At 67.6% G+C, this 20,567-nt stretch carries 18 protein-coding genes; 7 read left to right on the forward strand and 11 right to left on the reverse strand.

Annotated features, from left to right (window positions below; translation table 11 throughout):
• The first annotated feature begins 154 nt into the window (after window positions 1-154).
• A complete protein-coding gene (locus SB771_RS24530) occupies window positions 155-1,459 on the forward strand; it encodes a solute carrier family 23 protein (protein ID WP_175662033.1) in 1,305 nt (434 codons plus the stop codon).
• Between the two features lie 45 nt (window positions 1,460-1,504).
• On the opposite strand, the gene SB771_RS24535 is transcribed toward SB771_RS24530, so the two are convergent.
• Window positions 1,505-2,389: a transcriptional regulator GcvA gene (locus SB771_RS24535; RefSeq protein ID WP_011658134.1), complete on the reverse strand. Its 885-nt coding sequence runs from the start codon at window positions 2,387-2,389 to the stop codon at window positions 1,505-1,507.
• 95 nt (window positions 2,390-2,484) lie between these two features.
• Here SB771_RS24535 and SB771_RS24540 point away from each other — a divergent pair, with 95 nt between their 5' ends.
• A complete protein-coding gene (locus tag SB771_RS24540; RefSeq protein ID WP_105831950.1) occupies window positions 2,485-3,099 on the forward strand; it encodes a chromate transporter in 615 nt (204 codons plus the stop codon).
• On the forward strand, window positions 3,096-3,623 hold the full coding sequence (locus SB771_RS24545; protein ID WP_175662034.1) for a chromate transporter: 528 nt from the start codon (window positions 3,096-3,098) through the stop codon (window positions 3,621-3,623). The genes SB771_RS24540 and SB771_RS24545 overlap by 4 nt, the downstream gene beginning before the upstream one ends.
• Before the next feature lie 48 nt (window positions 3,624-3,671).
• Here SB771_RS24545 and SB771_RS24550 read toward each other — a convergent pair whose 3' ends face one another.
• On the reverse strand, window positions 3,672-4,013 hold the full coding sequence (locus SB771_RS24550; protein WP_175662035.1) for a hypothetical protein: 342 nt from the start codon (window positions 4,011-4,013) through the stop codon (window positions 3,672-3,674).
• A gap of 267 nt (window positions 4,014-4,280) precedes the next feature.
• On the opposite strand from SB771_RS24550, the gene SB771_RS24555 reads away from it, so the two are divergent.
• The 4 genes from SB771_RS24555 (at window position 4,281) to gor (ending at window position 8,707) form a co-directional block, all read left to right on the forward strand.
• The gene (locus tag SB771_RS24555; RefSeq protein WP_175705130.1) at window positions 4,281-5,201 is read left to right on the forward strand and encodes a YoaK family protein; all 921 of its coding nucleotides are present in this window, start codon (window positions 4,281-4,283) and stop codon (window positions 5,199-5,201) included.
• A gap of 174 nt (window positions 5,202-5,375) precedes the next feature.
• A complete protein-coding gene (locus tag SB771_RS24560) occupies window positions 5,376-6,497 on the forward strand; it encodes a porin (protein WP_126228667.1) in 1,122 nt (373 codons plus the stop codon).
• Window positions 6,498-6,873: 376 nt separating this feature from the next.
• On the forward strand, window positions 6,874-7,098 hold the full coding sequence (locus SB771_RS24565; RefSeq protein ID WP_006753937.1) for a hypothetical protein: 225 nt from the start codon (window positions 6,874-6,876) through the stop codon (window positions 7,096-7,098).
• 253 nt (window positions 7,099-7,351) lie between these two features.
• A complete protein-coding gene (gene gor / locus SB771_RS24570) occupies window positions 7,352-8,707 on the forward strand; it encodes a glutathione-disulfide reductase (protein ID WP_175662037.1) in 1,356 nt (451 codons plus the stop codon).
• Between the two features lie 265 nt (window positions 8,708-8,972).
• Here gor and SB771_RS24575 read toward each other — a convergent pair whose 3' ends face one another.
• The 9 genes from SB771_RS24575 to SB771_RS24615 form a co-directional block, all read right to left on the reverse strand.
• Window positions 8,973-10,274, reverse strand: coding sequence for an NAD(P)/FAD-dependent oxidoreductase (locus SB771_RS24575; protein ID WP_175662038.1), 1,302 nt, complete (start codon window positions 10,272-10,274; stop codon window positions 8,973-8,975).
• 25 nt (window positions 10,275-10,299) lie between these two features.
• Window positions 10,300-11,604 (reverse strand): NAD(P)/FAD-dependent oxidoreductase, encoded by a 1,305-nt coding sequence (locus SB771_RS24580; protein WP_175662039.1) that lies wholly within the window; start codon window positions 11,602-11,604, stop codon window positions 10,300-10,302.
• A gap of 112 nt (window positions 11,605-11,716) precedes the next feature.
• Window positions 11,717-13,291, reverse strand: a complete 1,575-nt coding sequence (locus SB771_RS24585; RefSeq protein WP_175662040.1) for a DUF3138 family protein — start codon at window positions 13,289-13,291, stop codon at window positions 11,717-11,719.
• A gap of 101 nt (window positions 13,292-13,392) precedes the next feature.
• Entirely contained in the window at window positions 13,393-14,232 is an 840-nt protein-coding gene (locus tag SB771_RS24590) for an ABC transporter permease subunit (RefSeq protein ID WP_105786537.1), read from the reverse strand.
• On the reverse strand, window positions 14,229-15,215 hold the full coding sequence (locus tag SB771_RS24595) for an ABC transporter permease subunit (protein WP_175662043.1): 987 nt from the start codon (window positions 15,213-15,215) through the stop codon (window positions 14,229-14,231). Before SB771_RS24595 ends, SB771_RS24590 begins: the two co-directional genes overlap by 4 nt.
• Window positions 15,216-15,225: 10 nt before the next feature.
• Complete coding sequence (locus SB771_RS24600) at window positions 15,226-16,380, reverse strand: ABC transporter ATP-binding protein (protein ID WP_011658123.1); 1,155 nt, start codon at window positions 16,378-16,380, stop codon at window positions 15,226-15,228.
• A 190-nt stretch (window positions 16,381-16,570) separates the two neighbouring features.
• On the reverse strand, window positions 16,571-17,686 hold the full coding sequence (locus tag SB771_RS24605; protein ID WP_105834731.1) for a polyamine ABC transporter substrate-binding protein: 1,116 nt from the start codon (window positions 17,684-17,686) through the stop codon (window positions 16,571-16,573).
• Between the two features lie 62 nt (window positions 17,687-17,748).
• Window positions 17,749-19,182 carry an aspartate aminotransferase family protein gene (locus SB771_RS24610; RefSeq protein ID WP_175764188.1) on the reverse strand — a complete coding sequence of 478 codons (1,434 nt, stop codon included), beginning with the start codon at window positions 19,180-19,182 and terminating at the stop codon, window positions 17,749-17,751.
• A 37-nt stretch (window positions 19,183-19,219) separates the two neighbouring features.
• Window positions 19,220-20,557 carry a glutamine synthetase family protein gene (locus tag SB771_RS24615; RefSeq protein WP_012364877.1) on the reverse strand — a complete coding sequence of 446 codons (1,338 nt, stop codon included), beginning with the start codon at window positions 20,555-20,557 and terminating at the stop codon, window positions 19,220-19,222.
• Window positions 20,558-20,567 lie beyond the last annotated feature (10 nt).

Consider the following 20,567-nt stretch of genomic DNA (forward strand, 5'->3'; position numbering starts at 1 on the left):
GCGATCGCGCCAGGCCCGTTGGCCGCTTCTCCCGGCGCGGCCGTCGCTCCGGCGGTTCGCGCTTGCCAGCCCCATCTCCGCTCCGTAAACTCGCGCCAGATTCCAGACCGGCGCACCGTCCGCAGCCGGCGTTCGACAGGAGCCCTTTTTCCCCATGTCCGATTCCTACTTCCCGCGCTGGCGGGTGCAATCGCCCGGCGCGGCGCGCGTGGTCGGCCCCGACGAACGCCTCGCGTGGCCGCAGATGGTCGCGATGGGCGTGCAGCACGTCGTCGCGATGTTCGGCTCGACCGTGCTCGCGCCGCTGCTGATGGGATTCGACCCGAACCTGTGCATCTTCATGTCGGGCATCGGTACGCTGCTGTTCTTCGTGCTGGTCGGCGGCCGCGTGCCGAGCTACCTCGGCTCGAGCTTCGCGTTCATCGGCCTCGTGATCGCGGTGACGGGCTACGGCGGCAGCGGCCCCAACCCGAACATCGCGGTCGCGCTCGGCGGGATCGTCGCGTGCGGCGTCGTGTACGTCGCGCTCGGCGCGCTGGTGCAGGCGATCGGCACGCGCTGGATCGAGACGCTGATGCCGCCCGTCGTCACCGGCGCGGTGGTCGCGGTGATCGGGCTGAACCTCGCGCCGATCGCGGTCAAGGGCGTGTCGGCTTCGACGTTCGACTCGGTGATGGCGCTCGTCACGGTGCTGTGCGTGGGCGGCGTCGCGGTGTTCGCGCGCGGGATGATGCAGCGCCTGCTGATCCTCGTCGGGCTCGCGATCGCGTACGCGCTGTACGCGATCGCGACCAACGCGATGGGCCTCGGCAAGCCGATCGATTTCTCGATCGTCGCGCATGCCGCGTGGTTCGGCGTGCCGGCTTTCCGGGCGCCCGTGTTCGATCCGCACGCGATGCTGATGCTCGCGCCGGTCGCGGTGATCCTCGTCGCCGAGAACCTCGGGCACATCAAGGCCGTCAGCGCGATGACGGGGCACAACCTCGACCGCTACGTCGGCCGCGCGTTCATCGGCGACGGGCTCGCGACGATCGTGTCGGGCAGCGTCGGCGGCACGGGCGTGACCACCTACGCGGAGAACATCGGCGTGATGGCCGTCACGCGAATCTATTCGACGCTGGTGTTCGCGGTCGCCGCGCTGATCGCGATCGGACTGGGCTTCTCGCCGAAGTTCGGCGCGGTGATCCAGACGATTCCGGGCCCGGTGCTCGGCGGCGTGTCGATCGTCGTGTTCGGGCTGATCGCGGTGACGGGCGCGCGGATCTGGGTCGTCAACAAGGTCGACTTCTCCGACAACCGCAACCTGATCGTCGCGGCCGTCACGCTGGTGCTCGGCGCCGGCGACTTCTCGCTGAAGATCGGCGGCTTCGGGCTCGGCGGGATCGGCACCGCGACGTTCGGCGCGATCATCCTGTACGCGATCTTGCGCAAGGAAAAGGAACCGGGGCCGGTGGTTTGATCTGATTTGGGTGCGGGCGGTGCAATGCCGCCCGCTGGTGCGTCCTCACGCGCCGGTGTTCGACTGCGCCTGCAGCCACGCACAGAACTGCGCGACGAGCGGATCGTCGGCCGGCGCGCGCGGCGCGATCCACCAATAGCTGCGCGTCGCGATGCGCGGCCCGTCGAGCGGCATCACCAGGCGCCCGCTCGCGAGTTCATCATCGATCAGCGGCAGCGGGCCGAGCGCGACGCCCAGCCCGTCGACGGCCGCCTGCAGCGCGAGGTAGAAGTGGTCGAACGACTGCCGCTTGCGCCCCTTCGGCGTCACGCCGGCCGCCGCGAACCAGTCGCGCCAGCCTTCCGGCCGCGTATCCGAATGCAGCAGCACGTGCCGGGCGAGATCGTCCGCGCGGGTAATCGGCGCGCGCTTGAGCAGCGCGGGGCTGCAGACCGGAATCACGCTTTCGTCGAGGAAGTGGCCGCTCGTGCAGTTCGGCCAGTGGCCGGGGCCGCGGCGGATCGCGACGTCGAAGCCATCGAGCGCGTCGAGCGGCGCGTTCGACGTGGACAGCTTCAGCTCGACGTTCGGCACGTCGCGCTGGAACCGCGACAGGCGCGGCAGCAGCCATTTCATCGCGAAGGTCGGCAGCGCATTGATGCGCAGCACGCGCGCGGCACCGGTGTTGCGCAACTGCTCGGTGGCGAGCGCGATGCTGTCGAACGCGGCGCGCACGGTGTCCAGATAACGGCGGCCTTCGTCGGTGAGCCTCACGCGCTTGCCGTAGCGGTGGAACACCGGCTTGCCGAGCCACGCCTCGAACCCGGCGATCTGCCGGCTGATGGCACCGTGAGTCACATGCAGCTCGTCGCCGGCGGCGCTGAAGCTTTCGTGTCGGGCCGCTGCTTCAAAGGCCCGAAGCGCGGAAAAGGGCGGGAGATCGCGTGCCATGCTTGTGATTCTAGATCACAAGGGCGCGTCGATAAAATCGTTTTGCCGGCATTCCGAACGGCGGTAATCTCGGGGCACGTTTGATGAGGAGCCCCATGCAATCCGTTTCCCCGCCGCCCGCGGCGCCCGCGCGCCGCATCGGCCTCGCCGAGCTGTTCACCGGCTTCCTGTCGCTCGGCCTGATGTCGTTCGGCGGCGCGTTGCCGTTCGCGCGGCGCACGATCGTCGACGAGCGCAAATGGCTGTCCGCCGACGAATTCACCGATCTGCTCGGCCTGTGCCAGTTCCTGCCGGGCGGCAACGTGATCAACCTGTCGGTCGCCGTCGGCATGCGCTTTCGCGGCGTCGCGGGCGCGTTCGCCGGCATTCTCGGGCTGATCGCGGGCCCGACGCTCGTCGTCGTCGCGCTCGGCGTGCTGTATGCGAAGACGCAGGGCGATCCGCGCGTGCAGCATCTATTCGGCGGGCTCGCCGCCGCGGCCGCGGGCCTGCTCGTCGCGATGGCCGTGAAGGTCGCGAAACCGCTGCGGCACGCACCGCGCACGGCGGCAGGCATCGCGGCGCTCGCGTTCGTCGCGATCGCGGTGCTGCGCGTTCCGCTGCTGACCACGATGCTGGTGCTGACGCCCGTCAGCATCTGGCTCGCGTCGCGGCGCCGCGATACACCGGCATCGCAACGCAGCGCCGCCCGCGACGGAGGCCGCTCATGAACGACACGCTGATCGCGATCGCGACGATCTTCAGCCAGCTGTCGCTGCTCGCGTTCGGCGGCGGCAACACGATCCTGCCGGAGATGCAGCGGCAGGTGGTCGACGTCCGTCACTGGATGAGCGCGCACGAGTTCACCGCGCTGTTCGCGCTCGCGCAGGCCGCTCCGGGGCCGAACATGATGATCGTGTCGCTGGTCGGCTGGCACGTGGCCGGCTGGGCCGGGCTGCTGGTCGCGTCGATCGCGAAGTTCGGGCCGTCCTCGATCGTCACGGTGCTCGCGCTGCATGCGTGGGAGCGCTTTCGCGACCGGCCGTGGCGCCGCTACGTGCAGCAGGGGCTGATGCCGGTCACGGCCGGGCTCGTCGCGGCCAGCGCGGTGCTGATCTCGGAAGCGTCGAACCGCACCGCGATCCAGTGGGGCATCACCGCCGCATGCGCGGTGCTCGCGTGGCGCACGCGCATTCATCCGCTGTGGCTGCTCGCGGCCGGCGCGCTGATCGGGCTTACTGGCATCGGTCAGTGAGCGGGAGCCGATCGGCGGCGGCCGAGCGATGCCGGGCGTGACCGCACGCTACGGCGATGCCGGCCGGTCACTGTTCACGAGGCCGAGCAGCCGGCCGCGCTCGCCGCCGACGTCGTCCGTCGCGGCCGGCCAGTCCATCACGTAACCGGCGTCGAGCGCGTCGCGCATGATCGCGTCGTAGTCGGCCTTGCCGAGCCTGCCGCGGCCGCGCATCGCATCGGCCACCTCGCGCTTCAACTTCGGCGTGAACGACGGATAGGCCGCCACCAGCGCCGCATATTGGCGCGCATCGACTTCGCCCGATTCGCGGTTCAACGCCCAGACGGCCACCAGCACGATCGCGAAGAACGGGATCACGGTGTAGCGCAGGAAGAACTTCGCGGGTGTCATGGCATGCGGCGGCGTGTCGAGAGGGCAGCGGATCGGGGTGAAGCGGCGCGCGGGAGGCGGCAAGGTAGCCGGCGAAGGCGGCCGGTATACTCGGCCGGTTTTCCGGCACCGACATTCGCGATGGCGGTATGCGCGCGCCCGACGCCGACCATTATATTGGCGCGGCCGGGTGGGAGCCGCGACGTCCGGCACCGGCCGGAACCGATGAATCAGGCGCCGCCCCGCCTCGCCTCGTGCGGCCGGGCGGCGCGTCACACGGGAGGATCGATGGATCTCGACGGCGCCAGCCGCAACCTCACCGTCGCCGCGCTGCTCACGCTGTCCGGCGGCTACCTCGACGCGTACACGTACGTCGGTCACGGCCACGTGTTCGCGAACACGATGACCGGCAACGTCGCGCTGCTCGGCATCAACGTCTCGGCCGGCGAATGGGCGGAGGCGCTGCATCACGTGCCGCCGCTCGGCGGCTTCGTGGTCGCGGTGTTCGTCGCGCACCTGTTCGGCCTCGCCGCGCAGCGCGGCTGGATGCGCCACACCGCGTTCGTGAGCCTGATCGTCGAGATCGCGTTTCTCGGCCTCGCCGCGAGCGGGCTCGTGGGCGCGTCGAGCGCGTGGCTGATTCCCGGCATCTCGTTCGTCGCGACGCTGCAGACGCTGTCGTTCACCCATCTCGAGGAACTGTCGTACACGTCGGTGATGACGACCGGCAACCTGCGGCGTGCCGCGCAGAAGCTGTTCGTCGGGCTGATTCCGCGCTACGACGTGCTCGCGCTGCACGACTCGGCGCTGCTCGCGACGATCAGCTTCTGTTTCCTGGCCGGCGCGGTGATCGGCGGCCTCGTGACACGGCTCGTGCCGGACGTCGCGCTGTGGGGCGCGGTGCTGCTGCTCGTCGGCGCGTTCGCGGAGATCGTACGGCGGGCGCGGCGGCGCGCGGGCGGTGGTGAGAGCGGCGCCAGCAGCAAGGGCAACAGCGACGGCAGCAACAGCAACAGCGACGGCAGCAACAGCAACAGCAACGGCAGCAACGGCAGCAACGGCAGCAACGGCAGCAACGGCAGCAACGGCAGCAACGGCAGCAACGGCAGCAACGGCAGCGCCCGCAGCAACAGCAGCAACAGCAGCACCGGCAGCACCGGCAGCAATCCCGACGGCCGCACACCACACGACGCAAACCCCACGCGTTAAACGTTGCGCCCGGGCGACAAAATCGCGCGCTGCCACGCTTTTCAATTTCTTTCAGCGCGCGCACTCGTCTTATGATTCAGCCCACATCGCGCACGCCATGAGCGTTCCGCGATCGCCACCCGGCCGCGCACGCGGCCGGCCATGAATGGAGACACCTACAAAAAGGGCAAGCTCATGAAGCAGACCACCCGACTCGCAGTCATCGCAGGGGGCGCGGCGCTGGCCTTCGCCAGCCAGTACGCAGCAGCACAAAGCTCGGTCACGCTGTGGGGCGTCGCCGACGCCAGCATCCGTTACCTGACCAACGCAAACGCGAAGAACGACGGCCTGCTGTCGATGGCCAACGGCGCGATCACGAACAGCCGCTTCGGCATCTACGGCACGGAAGACCTCGGCGGCGGCCTGAAGGCCGTGTTCAACCTCGAAAGCGGCGTCAACCTGCAGAATGGCGGATTCGCCGACAGCGGCCGCCTGTTCAACCGCGCAGCGTACGTCGGCCTGCAGAGCCCGTACGGCACGGTGACCCTCGGCCGCCAGAAGACCCCGCTGTTCGACCTGCTGGCGGACACCTACGATCCGCTGACGGTCGGCAACTACCTCGAAAACGCGTGGCTGCCGGTCGCGCTGGGTGGCGGCCTGTATGCGGACAACCAGATCAAGTACACGGGCAAGTTCGCGGGCCTGACCGCGAAGGCGATGTACTCGACGGGCACGAACTACGAATCGACCGGCGCCGGCGGTTTCTCCGGCCAGATCCCGGGCTCGCTCGGCAAGGGCAATGCATGGGGCGTGTCGCTGTCGTACGTGGCGGGGCCGCTGAGCATCGCGGCCGGCGCGCAGCAGAACAGCGACAACTCCGCGCGCAAGCAGACGATCTACCACGCGAACGTCGTGTACGCGTTCAGCAAGGCGAAGATCTATGCGGGCTACCTGCGCTCGAAGGACGACACCGGTTTCGTCGACAGCCTGCTCGCGCAGCAGTCGATCCCGGTCGCGAAGGGCACGGGCCGGATCGACGACGGTCCGTTCGCGGGCGTGAGCTGGCAGGTCAGCACGCCGCTGACGCTGACGGGCGCGTTCTACTACGACCACATGCGCAACGCGATGACCACGAACGGCACGCTCGCGAGCGGCAACCGCTACGCGATCGTCGGCATCGCCGAATACGCGCTGAGCAAGCGCACGGAAGTCTACGGCACCGTCGACTTCAACAAGACGAACGGCGCGGCGAACGTCGAGCTGCCGGGTCGCAGCAACCAGACCGGCATCGCGATCGGCCTGCGCAATATCTTCTGACGAAAATCGGAAAACACACGCACGGGCCTCGGCTCGGCGCGCATCGAAGAGGCTCCCGCGGGAGCCTCTTTTTTTCGTCACACGAACTCGCCGCGCGCGCACGATCATTCAGCGATCGCTCCATCGGAAACGACTCGTCCGTAAGGGTTCCGTCGGGAATCCGGAACATACTTTGACAGTGCGCGCGAAGCGTTTCCGCTACGCTGCGTGCAGGGTCCGCCGTGCGCCGTGCCGCACGCGCGGGCGTCGTTCCGGCGCGCGTTTTCGCGTGCGGCCGGCCTGGTGCGTAATTTGTGTATCCGGTGATGACAAACACGGTCTGCCGGTTTTTTTCGTGGGACGATGCGCTCACGCTTTTTCTTGAAAGGGGATGACGATGGGTATCCTGAATACCGTGGGCGAAATTGCTGGCGCCGTGGCGGCCGTCGAGGCAGCGGAGAAGCTCGATCCGGATGCGGGCCTGCTGACCAAGGCGGCAGCGGCCATCGCCGGCTTCAAGGGCGCCGAGGCGATCGAAGGCATGCTCGAGAAGAAGGAAGAGCAGCCCCAGCAGGCAGACGATACGCAGGCGACGGACGGCAGCGACACGTCGCAGGCCTGAGCATGGCGGCGGGGCCGCCGCGGGTGCGCCGTTCGCGCGCCCGGGCGGACCGGCGCCGCGCGGCCGGCAGGTCGGGCATGTGGTCGATCGGTGACGCATGGCACACCCGGCAGCTGGTTTGACCGGCGAGAGGCGATGTCTCTCGCCGTTTTTTATGGGGCGCGCGCGCCACGGCGCCACGTCCCGCACGAATATGCCCGAATCTTGCTATCGTGCCGTCATCCGAACTGCTGAACAACGATGAGGGCTTGCGATGGAATTCGACTACGACCTGTTCGTCATCGGGGCCGGCTCCGGTGGCGTGAGGCTCGCCCGGATGTCGGCGTCATACGGCGCGCGCGTCGGGATAGCGGAAGAGGAGCAGATCGGCGGCACCTGCGTGCTGCGCGGCTGCATCCCGAAGAAGCTGCTCGTCTACGCATCGCATTATCCGCACGAGGTCGAGGACGCGAAGGGCTTCGGCTGGACCTTCGACGCCGGCACGCTCGACTGGCCCGCGCTGATCGCCGCAAAGGACCGCGAGATCAACCGGCTCAGCGACATCTACATCAACCTGCTGCGACAGTCCGGCGTCGAGATGCACGCGGGGCGCGCGACGCTCGTCGACGCGCATACCGTCGCGATAGGCGATCGCACGATCCGCGCGCGCCACATCGCGATCGCGACCGGCTCGCGCCCGTCGCTGCCGCCGCGGCCCGGCATCGAGCATGCGATCACGTCGCGCGAGGCGCTGTCGCTCGCGAAGCTGCCCGAGCGCATCGCGGTGGTCGGCGGCGGTTACATCGCCGTCGAGTTCGCGGGCATCTTCAACGGCTTCGGCAGCCATGTCGACCTGTTCTATCGCGGCGAGAAGATCCTGCGCGGCTTCGACGACGATGTGCGTCACTTCCTGACCGACGAGATGACCAAGCAGGGCGTCGCGATCCACGCGCGCGCGGTGGTCGAATCGATCGTGCGCGCGGACGACGGCACGCTGAGCGTGCGCGTCGGCGATGCGCAGCACGGGCCGTACGACGCGGTGCTCTATGCAACCGGCCGCGTGCCGAACGTCGAAGGGCTCGGGCTCGAGCGCGCGGGCGTGCTGCTCGACGCGCGCGGCGCGATCGCGGTCGATGCATATTCGGCGACGTCGGTCGAATCGATCCATGCGATCGGCGACGTGACGTCGCGGCCGCAGCTCACGCCGGTCGCGACGCGCGACGGCGCGCTGCTCGCGGCGACGCTGTTCGGCGGGCGCCGCGCGGCGACCGATCATGAATGGGTGCCGTCCGCGGTGTTCAGCCAGCCCGAGGTCGCGACGGTTGGCCTTACCGAGGCGCACGCGCGCGGTGTGTACGGCGAGCTCGACATCTACCGCACGTCGTTCAAGGCGCTGCGCCACACGCTGTCGGGCCGCGACGAACGCACGCTGATGAAGCTGGTGGTCGCGCGCGACAGCCAGCGCGTAGTCGGCGCGCACATGGTCGGGCGCGACGCGGGCGAGATCATCCAGGGCATCGCGATCGCGATTCGCGCGGGCGCGACGAAGGCGCAGTTCGACGACACGATCGGCATTCACCCGACCGCGGCCGAGGAGTTCGTGACGCTGCGGCAGAAGGTGGCCGATTAGCGGTAACCGGGGCGTGTTGTCAGCGCCGGCTTCGGTTGCGCGTCGCGTATCACGCGCTGCCGTGCGGTCCGCATGCGCTGAAGTACGCGACGGACCGAGCAAGTCGGCGCGCAGCGCACGGGCACCGTATTCCCCCGCCGCGCCGCCGTCATGCCGACGTGATGCGATCCGATCGAACGGCCGCGCTCGTTGCGCGGCCGTTTTCGTTTTGCATCGGCGTGTGGCGTGCGTTCAACGCGTGCGCCGCATCGCCGCGGAACGACGCTCAATGCACGCCGAGCGCATCGAGCAGCCGATACCAGCTCATCGCGAGCACCAGCGCCGGCGTGCGCAGCGTCGCGCCGCCGGGGAAGTCGCGATGCCGGATCCTGCCGAACAAATCGAAGCGGCTCGCCTGGCCGTCGATCGCCTCGGCGATCAGCTTGCCCGCGAGCGCGGTCGTGTTCACGCCGTGCCCCGAGAAGCCCTGGGCGAAATACATCGTCGGCGCGACGCGCCCGAAGTGCGGCGCGCGGTTCATCGTGATGTCGACGAAGCCGCCCCATGCGTAGTCGATCTTCACGTCCGCGAGCTGCGGGAACGTCTTCAGCATGTCCGCGCGCATCGCGGCGGCTAGATTGCGCGGCGGCCGCGTCGAATAGCTGACCTTGCCGCCCCACACGAGCCGCGTGTCGGGCGCCGGCCGGAAATAGTCGAGCACGAAGCGGCTGTCGCAGATCGCCGCGCGCGCGGGCATCAGCGCGGCGGCGCGCGCTTCGCCGAGCGGCTCGGTCGCGATCACGTAGGTGCCGACCGGCATGATCTTTTTCGACAGCGCGGGCGCGAGCGTGCCGACGTAGGTGTTGCACGCGAGCACGACGAAGCGTGCACGCACGTGCCCGTGGTCCGTTTCGACGACATGCCCACCCGCGACGTCGCGCACGTGCGTCACGCAGCTGTCCTCGTGGATCCGCACGCCGGCGTCGGTCGCCGCGCGCGCGAGCCCGAGCGTGTAGTTCAGCGGATGCAGGTGGCCGCTGTCGGGGTCGTACAGGCCGCCGCGATAGCGCGCCGACTGCACGTAGTCGCCGAGTTCGTCCGCTTCGACGAAATGGAAGCGATCGTAGCCGAAGCGCTTCGCGGCCTCGTCGCGCCAGCGCTTCAGCGCATCGGCGTCGCGCTCGGTGTTCGCGGCGGTCAGGTAGCCGGGCACGAGCGCGCAGTCGATGTCGTGTTGCGCGATGCGCGACTTCACGAGCGACAGCGTTTCGAGCCCCATGTCCCAGATCCGCTTCACGTCGCCTTCCGGCATGAAGTTGCCGAACGTGTCGATGTCGCACGCGAAGCCGCCGATCAGCTGGCCGCCGTTGCGTCCGCTCGCCGCCCATCCGACCCGCGACGCCTCGAGCACGGTCACCGAATGGCCGCGCTCGGCGAGGTTGAGCGCGGCGGACAAACCGGTGAGGCCCGCGCCGATCACGCACACGTCGGCGTCGGTCGCGCCGGCGAGCGGCGCATGGCGGGTCGTATCGTTGGCGCTCGCCGCGTAGTACGACGCGACGTGCGGCTGGTTGGCGAATGTCTGCATGGTCAGGAGAACGGAGAAAGAGGGCTCAGAACAGCTCGCGCACGCGGTGGTACAGCATCCCGAGTTCGAGCGCGGGCTGCCGCCACGCGTCGCCGCCGGGAAAGCGCCGGTGGCGCAGCTGGGCGAACAGGTCGAACGCGCGCGTGTCGCCCGCGATCGCGCCGGCGATCGCGCGCCCCGCGATGCCGGTCAGCGCGACGCCGTGTCCGCTGAAGCCCTGCACGTAGAAGAAGTTCGGATCGAGCGCGCCGAAGTCCGGCGCGCGGTTGCGCGTGACGTCGACGAAGCCGCCCCACGCGTGATCGATGCGCACGTCGGCGAGCTGCGGGAACACGCCGACCATGCGCCGCCGGATCGTTTCGGCGAGCGTGTCGGGCGATGCGCCCGCGGAGTTCGCGCGGCCGCCGAACAGCATCCGGTGGTCGGCCGACAGCCGGAAGTAGTCGAGGAAGAAGTTGTTGTCGCACACGGCTTCGCGTTGCGCGATCAGCGCGTCGGCACGCGCGCGGCCGAGCGGTTCGGTCGCGATGATGTATGACGCGATCGGCGCGATGCGCGCGGCGGTCGCGGCCGGCAGGATGCCGCCGGGGCCCGCGTTGCAGCACGACACGACGAAGCGGCAGCGCACCGCGCCCGACGGCGTGCGCACGACCGGCCGCGCGCCGCGCACGACCTCGAGCGTGGGCGTGTGCGCATGGAGCGCGACGCCTTCGCGTCGTGCGGCATCGGCGAGGCCGAGGCAATACTTGAGCGGATGCAGGTGACCCGACAGCGGATCGTAGACGCCCGCCAGATAGCGGGACGACGCGATGCGCGCGCGGATCTCGCCGGTGTCGAGCCACGACAGCGACGGATGGCCCCAGCGCGAGCGCGCGGCGTTCATCCATGCACGCAGGTCGTCGATGCGGCGCGGCTTCGTCGCGACTGTCAGGTAGCCGCGCGTGAAGTCGCAGTCGATGCCATAGCGTGCGATTCGCTCGGCGATCAGCGCGACGCCGTCGAGCGACAGCGACCATGCGGCGCGTGCGCCGGCCGCGCCGAGCTGCCGCTCGATCACCTCGTCTTTCGCGAAACCCGTGATCGCCTGGCCGCCGTTGCGACCCGACGCGCCCCAGCCGGGCCGGTGCGCGTCGAGCACGGCGACCGACAGCCCGCGCGCGCGGCAATCGAGCGCCGTCGACAGGCCCGCGAAGCCCGCGCCGATCACGCACACGTCGACGTCGATCGCGTCTTCCAGCGCCGGGTCGTCGACCACCGGCCGCGTGGCGGTTGCTTCGTAGTACGAGTCGCGCGCGAGCGCATCGGCGCGGCGGGTGAAAGACTGCGTCATCAAACCGACTCCCTCGAAGACGGCCGGCGCCGGTGCGCGACGCACCGCGATCCGGCCGGATGAAACGGCGCGGGATGCCATGCGTGCGGCACGGCGCTCCGCGCGACCAGCGTCAGAACGAATAGATGAACTGCGTCGCGAGCAGGTCGTTGGACTTGCCGTACGAGCCGTCGTTGCGCAGGAACACCTTGTTGTTCGCCCAGTCGTGCCGGTATTCGACCTTCACGGTGATCTGCTGGGTCGGATAGAACAGCAGGTCGAGCGCGACGTCCTGGCGGATGGCGCCCTTGCAGTCGAAGCCGAGGCCGCCGTTCGCCTTCGACGTCGCGAGGCAGTCCGCATCGATACCGAAACCGTTGGACGTATCCATTCCTTGGCCGTTCAGCGCGATGCCGCCACCGCCGCCACCGTTCTTGCGGTTCACGAGCGCATCGTAGCGCAGCGTCACGCCCATGCGGCCGACCACCGGTGCGTTGAACTTGCGGTGCGCGAGCAGCGACAGGCCGTACCACTGCGCGAGCCCGCCGTTGTACGCCGCATGCTGCTGCTGGCCGTAGTCGAGCTCGGCGTTGTACTGGATGTCGGCCAGCGTGTAGGTCGCGTCGACTTCGCCGAAGAAGAACGTGCCGTATGCGCTCGGCGCGGCGCCGCCCGGGCCGTAGTGAACGTTGCCGTCCGCATCGATCGCGCTCGCCAGCGTCTGCCGGCCGATGTTGATCGACCCGCCGATGTCGAGCGCGCTCGACCACGTGTAGTCGGCGCGCGCGGTGAAGGTCGGCACCTTGTTGCTGGTCGTGATCGGATCGCCGAGTGCATTGGTGCCCGTCTGCGTTACCGAGCCGTAGGTGCGGTACTGCTCGTTGCCGACGAAGAACTTCCACGCCCAGTTGCCCTTCGTGTAGTTCGCGCCCGCACCGACGTAGCTGCCCGGATCGGAGAAGTCGTACAGCAGGTTGTGCGTGAGCGTGAGCATCTGGTTCGACTGCTGCACCTCGTAGCCGCCGAAGCTCGGGATCAGCCCGGCGACGAGCGTGGTCGACGCGGTGATCGGCACGTTGATGACCGCGGTGTTCAGCAGGTTGTCGGTGATCGAGCCGCGCGAGTTCTGCAGCAGCGTGATGCCGTTGCCGCGGTTCGGCATCAGCGTGATCTCGGCCGACGGCGCCATCGGGCCGACGCCGAAGGTCTTCTTGATGTCGAGGTACAGGTCGCCGAACGTGCTGTTGAAATAGTTGTACGCGTTCTCGTGGTTCGCGAACAGGAACGACGACGTGCCGGCCGCGCGGTTGTAGATGTAGGTCGGATCGATGTAGCCCGTCACCGACAGCCCCGCGAGCGGCCCGGTGCTGGCCGCGTCCGTCAGCGAGTCGACCTTCAGCTGCTGGTTGGCGATCTGCTGCTTCATTTCGCTGACTTCGTCGTTGGTCAGCGCGGCCTGCGCACGGCCATAGTCCGGCGATGCCGGATCGGCGGCCACGATCACCGGCCTTGCCGCGCCCGTTGCACCCGCCTGCGCGACGGGTGCGCCGCCCGGCTTCCCGGCGAGCTGCGCCTGCATGGCCTTCATCTGCTTCTGCAACGCGGCCACCTGCGCCTGCAATGCCTTGATTTCGGCGGAGGTCGAGTCGGCCAGCGCGATGCCCGGCAACGCGCCGGCCACCAGCAGGCAGATCAGTTTCTTCTTCATTGCGGATTCTCCTTGTCGTGTGCCTGTCAATCTGCGTTTCGGTGCGCGCCCCAAACGCGCGGCGCGCAGGTCTTGTTATCGATGGATGGGGAGGAGGGGCGTCAGGCCGCCGCGAACGCCGCCTTCAGGTCGGCCACCCGACGCCGTTCGCGCGCGATCATCATCTGGTTCACGACGATCACGCCGATCGTCACCGCGGTGATGAACAGCGTCGCCAGCGCGTTCATCTCGGGATTCAGGCCGAGCCGCACGCGCGAGAACACCACCAGCGGCAGCGTCGTCGAGCCCGGCCCCGACAGGAACGCCGACAGCACCAGATCGTCGATCGACAGCGTGAACGACAGCAGCCAGCCCGACAGCAGCGCCTGCGAGATCAGCGGCAGCGTCACCACGAAGAACACCTTCAGCGGCGTCGCGCCCAGATCCAGCGCCGCCTCTTCCAGCGACTTGTTCATCTCCTTCACGCGCGACTGCACGATGATCGCCACGTACGACACGCACAGCATCACGTGACCGATCCAGATCGTCACCATCCCGCGCCCCTTCGGCCAGCCGAACATCTGCTCCAGCGCAACGAACAGCAACAGCAGCGAGATTCCCTGGATCACCTCCGGAATCACCAGCGGCGCGTTGATCATCCCCGTGTACAGCGTGAAGCCCTTGAAACGGCCGAAGCGCGCGAGCACGAAGCCCGCCCACGTGCCGATCACGACCGACGCGGTGGCCGTCAGCAGGCCGATCTTCAGCGACAGCCACGCGGCGGTGAGCAGCTCGTCGTCTTCCAGAAGCGCCGCGTACCACTTCAGCGAGAAGCCCGACCACACCGTCACGAGCTTCGACTCGTTGAACGAGTACACGACCAGGCTGATGATCGGGATGTACAGAAACAGGAAGCCGAAGGCGAGAACGCCCGTCGACAGCGGTTTGTTCGGCTTGATCATTTCGCGTCCTCCAGTTCCTTGACCTGGTAGTACTGGAACAGCGCCATCGGCACCAGCAACAGCAGCACCATCGCGACCGTCACCGCGGACGCCATCGGCCAGTCCATGTTGTTGAAGAACTCATCCCACATCACGCGGCCGATCATCAGCGTGTCGGCGCCGCCGAGCAGTTCCGGAATCACGTACTCGCCCACCGCCGGAATGAACACCAGCAGGCTGCCGGCGATGATCCCGTTCTTCGACAGCGGCAGCGTGATGCGCGTGAATGCGACCCACGGCTTCGCGCCGAGGTCGTACGCGGCCTCGAGCAGCGTGAGGTCCATCTTCACGAGGTGCGCATAGAGCGGCATGATCATGAACGGCAGGTACGAATAGACCATCCCGATGTAGACGCCCGCATCGCTGTGATAAAGGCGCAGCGGCGAGTGGATGACGCCCAGCGCGATCAGCGTGTGATTCAGCAGGCCGTCGTCCTTCAGGATGCCGATCCATGCGTACACGCGGATCAGGAACGACGTCCAGAACGGCAGCATCACGGCCATCATCAGCACGTTGCGCCGGGCCGGTTCGGCACGGGCGATGTAGTACGCCATCGGGTAGCCGATCAGCAGGCACAGCACCGTCGACACGGCGGCCATCTTCAGCGAGCTGAGGTAGGTCGCGATGTACAGGTCGTCCTGCAGCAGGAACGCGTAGTGCGACAGCTGCAGCGCGAAGTGCACGACGCCGTCCTTGAACGCCACGAGGGACGTGTACGGCGGGATCCCCATCACCTGGTCGGCGAAGCTGATCTTGAACACCAGCACGAACGGCAGCGCGAAGAAGATCGTGAGCCACAGGAACGGCACGCCGATCGCGACGTTGCGGCCCGACGGCAGGAAGCGCGACAGCACGGCGAAGCGGCTGCGGCGCGCGCGGCCGGCGCCGGCGCTTGCCGCAGCGGTCGACACCGGCGCGGACGGAGTGGAAGCGGAAGTTCTGATCATGTCGTCCTCACTGCGTCAGCACGACGCCGCTGGCCGGCGACCACGACACGAACACGTCGTCGTTCCACGATGGCGCACCGTCGTGCAGCAGGTGCGAGCTCGACAGGTTCGACACGACCGTCTTGCCGCTCGGCAGCCGCACGTGATACAGCGAGTAGCTGCCCATGTACGCGATGTCGGTCACGACGCCGCGCGCCCAGTTGTGATGCGAGCCGGGCTTGTCGCGCGACACGTGCACGCGCTCGGGCCGCACCGAGATGCCGACGGGCATCCCCAGCGGGCCGGTCACACCGTGGCTCACGTACATGCGCGCCTCGAGGTCGTCGCTCTCGACGAAGATGTGATCGGGCTCGTCCTCGACCACGCGTCCTTCGAACAGGTTCGTCGAGCCGATGAATTCGGCCGAGAAGCGGCTGTTCGGGTATTCGTACACTTCGCCGGGCGTGCCGATCTGCACGATCTTGCCTTCGCTCATCACCGCGAGGCGGCTTGCCATCGTCATCGCCTCTTCCTGGTCGTGCGTGACCATCACGCAGGTCACGTCGACCTTCTCGATGATGTTCACGAGTTCGAGCTGGGTTTTCTGGCGGATCTTCTTGTCGAGCGCGGACATCGGCTCGTCGAGCAGCAGCAGCTTCGGGCGCTTGACGAGCGAGCGGGCCAGCGCGACGCGCTGCTGCTGACCGCCGGACAGCTGGTGCGGCTTGCGCTTCGCGTACTTGCTCATCTGCACGAGCGCGAGCGCGTCCGCCACGCGTTCCTTGATCTCGTTCTTCGGCGTGCCTTCCTGCTTCAGCCCGAACGCGACGTTCGACTCGACCGACATGTGCGGGAACAGCGCGTACGACTGGAACATCATGTTCACCGGGCGGCGGTACGGCGGCAGCGACGCGAGGTCTTCACCGTCGACGAGAATCTTGCCGGACGTGGCCGTCTCGAGCCCGGCGAGCATGCGCAACAGCGTGGACTTGCCGCAGCCCGAGCTGCCGAGCAGCGCGAACAGCTCGTTCTTCGCGATCGTCAGGTTCACGTTGTCGACGGCGGTGCTGTCGCCGAACTTCTTCACGACGTTTTCGATGCGCACGAACGCGTCGTTCTTCGAACGGGCCGCGGCGGCCGGTTGGGTCTGGCGTACGGCAGCGGAAGAGGGTATCGATTGCATGGGAGTCACCATTCGTTCTTCACGGATTGCTGGCGCGAGCGTCCCCGCGCGAGGCGCGCAACGCGACTCGCGGACAACGGCTCGTGCCGGATGGAACAGGGCGCGCGGTGCGCGCGGGCAGACGGAGAGTTCGCGGATCCCGGGCGGGCAGGCGTTCAGCCGATGCCTGCGCCGCCGTGACGGGACGCGGTCAGTGGCCCGTCTTCAGCTGCGCCCAGAGACGGTTCTCGAGGCGCAGGATGTCGGACGGCATCGGCTTCATCAGCACCATCTTCTTGAGCACGTCTTCCGGCGGATAGACGGTCGGGTCCTGCGCGACGGCCGGCGTGACGAACTGATGCGCGGCCTTGTTCGCGGTCGGGTAGAACACCGTGTTGGTGATCGCCGCGTTGACCTTCGGGTCGGACACGTAGTTGATCCACTTCATCGCGGCCTCGGGGTGCGGTGCATCCTTCGGGATCACCATCACGTCGAACCACAGCAGGCCGCCTTCCTTCGGATTCGCGAACTTGATGTCGTACGCGCGCTTCGCCTCCGCCGAGCGGCGGTGCGCGATGCCGATGTCGCCCGACCAGCCGAGCGCGACGCACACGTCGTTGTTCGCGAGGTCGTTGATGTAGCCGGACGAGTTGAACTGGGTGATGTACGGGCGGACTTTCTTCAGGACTTCGAATGCTGCCTGGTAATCGCCGGGATTCTTGCTGTTCGGATCCTTGCCCATGTATTGCAGCGTGGCGGCGAACACGTCGACGGCCTGGTCGAGGAACGACACGCCGCAACTCTTCAGCTTTTCCATGTTGGCCGGATCGAACACCAGCGCCCAGCTGTCGACCGGCGCCTTGTCGCCGAGCGCCTTCTTCACCGCCTGTGCGTTGTAGCCGATGCCGTCCGTGCCGTAGGCCCAGGGCACGCCGTACTGGTTGCCCGGGTCGGCATCGGCGATCATCTTCATCAGCAGCGGGTCGAGGTTCGCGAGGTTCGGCAGCTTCGACTTGTCGAGCTTCTGGTACACGCCGGCCTGAATTTGCTTGGCCATGTAGTTCGACGTCGGCACGACGATGTCGTAGCCGGAGCTGCCCGCCAGCAGCTTCGCCTGCAGCGTGTCGTCGCTGTCGTAGTTGTCGTACTTGACGTGAATGCCCGTCTGTTTCTGGAAGTTCGGGACCGTGTCGGGGGCGATGTAGTCGGACCAGTTGTAGATGTTCAGCTCGTCGGCATGCGCCGACGGGCTGGCGACCGACGTGAACGCGGCCGCGGCGGCGAGGGCGGCAACGGAACAGGCTTGACGAAGAAAGCTGGAACGCATGGTGGAATTCCCCTGGATGATGGTGGCGTGCGGCGCCCGCCGCACACCCGGAGGCAAGGTCGTTACGAAAGGCCCAGTTGCTGGGCGGTCGCATCGACGGCCTTCTTCGCCTTCGATACGAGTTCATCGATTTCCTGACGCGAGATCACGAGCGGCGGCGACAGCAGCATCCGGTCGCCCGTCGCGCGCATGATCAGGTTGCCGTTGAAGCAGAAGTCGCGGCAGATCGTGCCGACGTCGCCGCCGTTCGCGAAGCGCCGACGTTCGGCCGGCGCTTCGGCGAGCTGCAGGCTCGCGACGAGGCCGTGGCCGTGCACCTCGCCGACGATCGGATGACGCGCGAAGGTCTCGCGCATCAGCGCCTGGAAGTACGGGCCCGTGTCGTTCTTCACGCGCTCGACGATTCCTTCGTCGCGCAGCAGCTTCAGGTTCGCAACCGCGACGGCCGCCGCCACCGGGTGGCCCGAGTACGTGAGGCCGTGATTGAATTCGCCGTTGTCGATGATTGGGCGCGCGATGCGCTCGTGAATGCCCACCGCGCCCATCGGCACGTAACCCGACGTCAGGCCCTTGGCCATCGTGATCAGGTCCGGCTCGAAGCCGAAGTGCTGGTGCGCGAACCATTCGCCGGTGCGGCCGAAGCCGCCGATCACTTCGTCGGCGACGAGCAGGATGTCGTACTTGCGGCAGATCCGCTGGATTTCCGGCCAGTACGTCGACGGCGGGAAGATCACGCCGCCGGCGCCCTGGAACGGCTCGCCGATGAACGCCGCGACGTTCTCCGCGCCGAGTTCGAGAATCTTCGCCTCGAGCTGCTGCGCGCGTGCGAGGCCGAACGCTTCGGGCGTCTCGCCGGCTTGCGCTTCGCCGAAGAAATACGGCTGGTCGATGTGCACGATGTGCTCGACCTTCGACGGCATCTGCTCGTGCATGTAGCTCATCCCGCCGAGCGTGCCGCCCGCGATCGTCGAGCCGTGGTAACCGTTCTTGCGCGAGATCACGAACTTCTTCTGCGGCTTGCCCTGCACGCGCCAGTACTGGTGCACGACGCGCAGCACGGTGTCGTTGCCTTCCGAGCCGCTGTTGCAATAGAAGAAATGGTTGAAGCCCGCGGGCGTGACTTCGGCAAGCAGCGCCGACAGTTCGATCACCGGCGGGTGCGTCGTCTTGAAGAACGTGTTGTAGAACGGCAGTTCCTGCAACTGGCGATACGCGGCGTCGGCGAGCTCCTTGCGGCCGTAGCCGACGTTCACGCACCAGAGGCCGGCCATCCCGTCGATCACCTTGTTGCCGTCGGAGTCCCACAGGTAGACGCCGTCGGCCTTCACGATCACGCGGCTGCCCGCACGATTGAGCGCGCCCATGTCCGAGAACGGGTGAATGTGGTGTGCGGCGTCGAGCGCGCGGTATTCGGCGGTCGAGCGGGCCTGCGTCGTGCGCGGTGCGACGGCCGGTGCGGCCGGCTGGATCCACGCTGATTCGTTGCGGTACGTCATGTTTCCTCCGTATTCGTTGGTACGTTCGTGCGCGCGCTTACACGTGCAGCAGCAGATGACGGCGTTCCCACGAGCTGATCACGCGGAAGAACGCTTCGTATTCGGTCTCCTTCAGCGCGAAATACGCCTTCAGGAACTTGTGGCCGAGAATCTCGCCGAGTGGCTCGCACGCGGCCATCAGCGTGAGCCCTTCCTCGAGGTTGCGCGGCAGCTGGTATGGCAAGTCGTAGCCGTCGCTGACGAGCGGCTCGGTCGGCTCGAGGCGCTGCGTCATGCCGAGATAGCCGGCCGCGAGCGTCGCCGCGAGCGCGAGGTACGGGTTGCAGTCGACGCCCGGGATCCGGTTCTCGATGCGGCGCGCGGCCGGGCCCGAGTGCGGGATGCGGAAGCCGACCGTGCGGTTGTCGTAGCCCCACTGCACGTTGATCGGCGCGGCCATGAAGCGCGACAGCCGGCGATACGAGTTGATGTACGGCGCGAAGATCGGCATCAGCGCCGGCGTGTACTTCTGCAGCCCGGCGAGGTAGTTGTAGAAGAGCGACGTCGCACCGCCCGTCTCCGGCGACGTGAACAGGTTGCGGCCCGTTTCCTCGTCGACGATGCTCTGGTGCACGTGCATCGCGGAGCCCGGCTCGCCTTCCATCGGCTTGGCCATGAACGTCGCGTACATGTTGTGGCGCAGCGCCGCCTCGCGCACCGTGCGCTTGAACAGGAACACCTGGTCGGCCAGCGACAGCGCGTCGCCGTGCATGAAGTTGATCTCCATCTGCGCGGCGCCGACTTCGTGGATCAGCGTGTCGATGTCGAGACCCTGCGTTTCGCAGTACTCGTAGATATCCTCGAACAGCGGATCAAACTCGTTGACGGCCTCGATCGAATACGACTGGCGGCCCGTTTCGGGGCGCCCCGTGCGGCCGACCGGCGGACGCAGCGGCAGGTCGGGATCCTTGTTCATGTCGACGAGATAGAACTCGAGCTCCGGCGCGACCACCGGCTTCCAGCCCTTCGCCTTGTACAGCGCGAGTACGCGGCGCAGCACATAGCGCGGCGAGATCTCGACCGGCGAGCCGTCGAAGTGCACGCAGTCGTGGATCACCTGCGCGGTCGGATCGACGGCCCACGGGATCAGGCGGATCGTCGACGTGTCGGGCACGCACACCATGTCGGGGTCGGTCACGCCGGTCAGCGACCCATCTTCCGGATATTCGCCGGTGACGGTCTGCACCATCACGGCCTGCGGCAGGCGCATCGATTCGCCGGACGTGAACTTGTTGCGCGGCGTGATCTTGCCGCGTGCGATGCCGGCCATGTCGGGGATGATCGCCTCGACTTCGGTGATCCGGTGCTGTCTCAGAAAGTCTTCCATGTCTTGCATGTCCGTTCTC

Origin of the sequence: Burkholderia sp. SIMBA_051, from assembly GCF_046534915.1 — a bacterium.
GTDB lineage: Bacteria > Pseudomonadota > Gammaproteobacteria > Burkholderiales > Burkholderiaceae > Burkholderia > Burkholderia ambifaria.

Bases quoted from the DNA above. Each gene is read 5' to 3' on its own strand.
- SB771_RS24530 (WP_175662033.1), top strand. From the start codon at position 155: ATGTCCGATTCCTACTTCCCGCGCTGGCGGGTGCAATCGCCCGGCGCG.
- SB771_RS24535 (WP_011658134.1), bottom strand. From the start codon at position 2,389: ATGGCACGCGATCTCCCGCCCTTTTCCGCGCTTCGGGCCTTTGAAGCA.
- SB771_RS24540 (WP_105831950.1), top strand. From the start codon at position 2,485: ATGCAATCCGTTTCCCCGCCGCCCGCGGCGCCCGCGCGCCGCATCGGC.
- SB771_RS24545 (WP_175662034.1), top strand. From the start codon at position 3,096: ATGAACGACACGCTGATCGCGATCGCGACGATCTTCAGCCAGCTGTCG.
- SB771_RS24550 (WP_175662035.1), bottom strand. From the start codon at position 4,013: ATGACACCCGCGAAGTTCTTCCTGCGCTACACCGTGATCCCGTTCTTC.
- SB771_RS24555 (WP_175705130.1), top strand. From the start codon at position 4,281: ATGGATCTCGACGGCGCCAGCCGCAACCTCACCGTCGCCGCGCTGCTC.
- SB771_RS24560 (WP_126228667.1), top strand. From the start codon at position 5,376: ATGAAGCAGACCACCCGACTCGCAGTCATCGCAGGGGGCGCGGCGCTG.
- SB771_RS24565 (WP_006753937.1), top strand. From the start codon at position 6,874: ATGGGTATCCTGAATACCGTGGGCGAAATTGCTGGCGCCGTGGCGGCC.
- gor (WP_175662037.1), top strand. From the start codon at position 7,352: ATGGAATTCGACTACGACCTGTTCGTCATCGGGGCCGGCTCCGGTGGC.
- SB771_RS24575 (WP_175662038.1), bottom strand. From the start codon at position 10,274: ATGCAGACATTCGCCAACCAGCCGCACGTCGCGTCGTACTACGCGGCG.
- SB771_RS24580 (WP_175662039.1), bottom strand. From the start codon at position 11,604: ATGACGCAGTCTTTCACCCGCCGCGCCGATGCGCTCGCGCGCGACTCG.
- SB771_RS24585 (WP_175662040.1), bottom strand. From the start codon at position 13,291: ATGAAGAAGAAACTGATCTGCCTGCTGGTGGCCGGCGCGTTGCCGGGC.
- SB771_RS24590 (WP_105786537.1), bottom strand. From the start codon at position 14,232: ATGATCAAGCCGAACAAACCGCTGTCGACGGGCGTTCTCGCCTTCGGC.
- SB771_RS24600 (WP_011658123.1), bottom strand. From the start codon at position 16,380: ATGCAATCGATACCCTCTTCCGCTGCCGTACGCCAGACCCAACCGGCC.
- SB771_RS24605 (WP_105834731.1), bottom strand. From the start codon at position 17,686: ATGCGTTCCAGCTTTCTTCGTCAAGCCTGTTCCGTTGCCGCCCTCGCC.
- SB771_RS24610 (WP_175764188.1), bottom strand. From the start codon at position 19,182: ATGACGTACCGCAACGAATCAGCGTGGATCCAGCCGGCCGCACCGGCC.
- SB771_RS24615 (WP_012364877.1), bottom strand. From the start codon at position 20,557: ATGCAAGACATGGAAGACTTTCTGAGACAGCACCGGATCACCGAAGTC.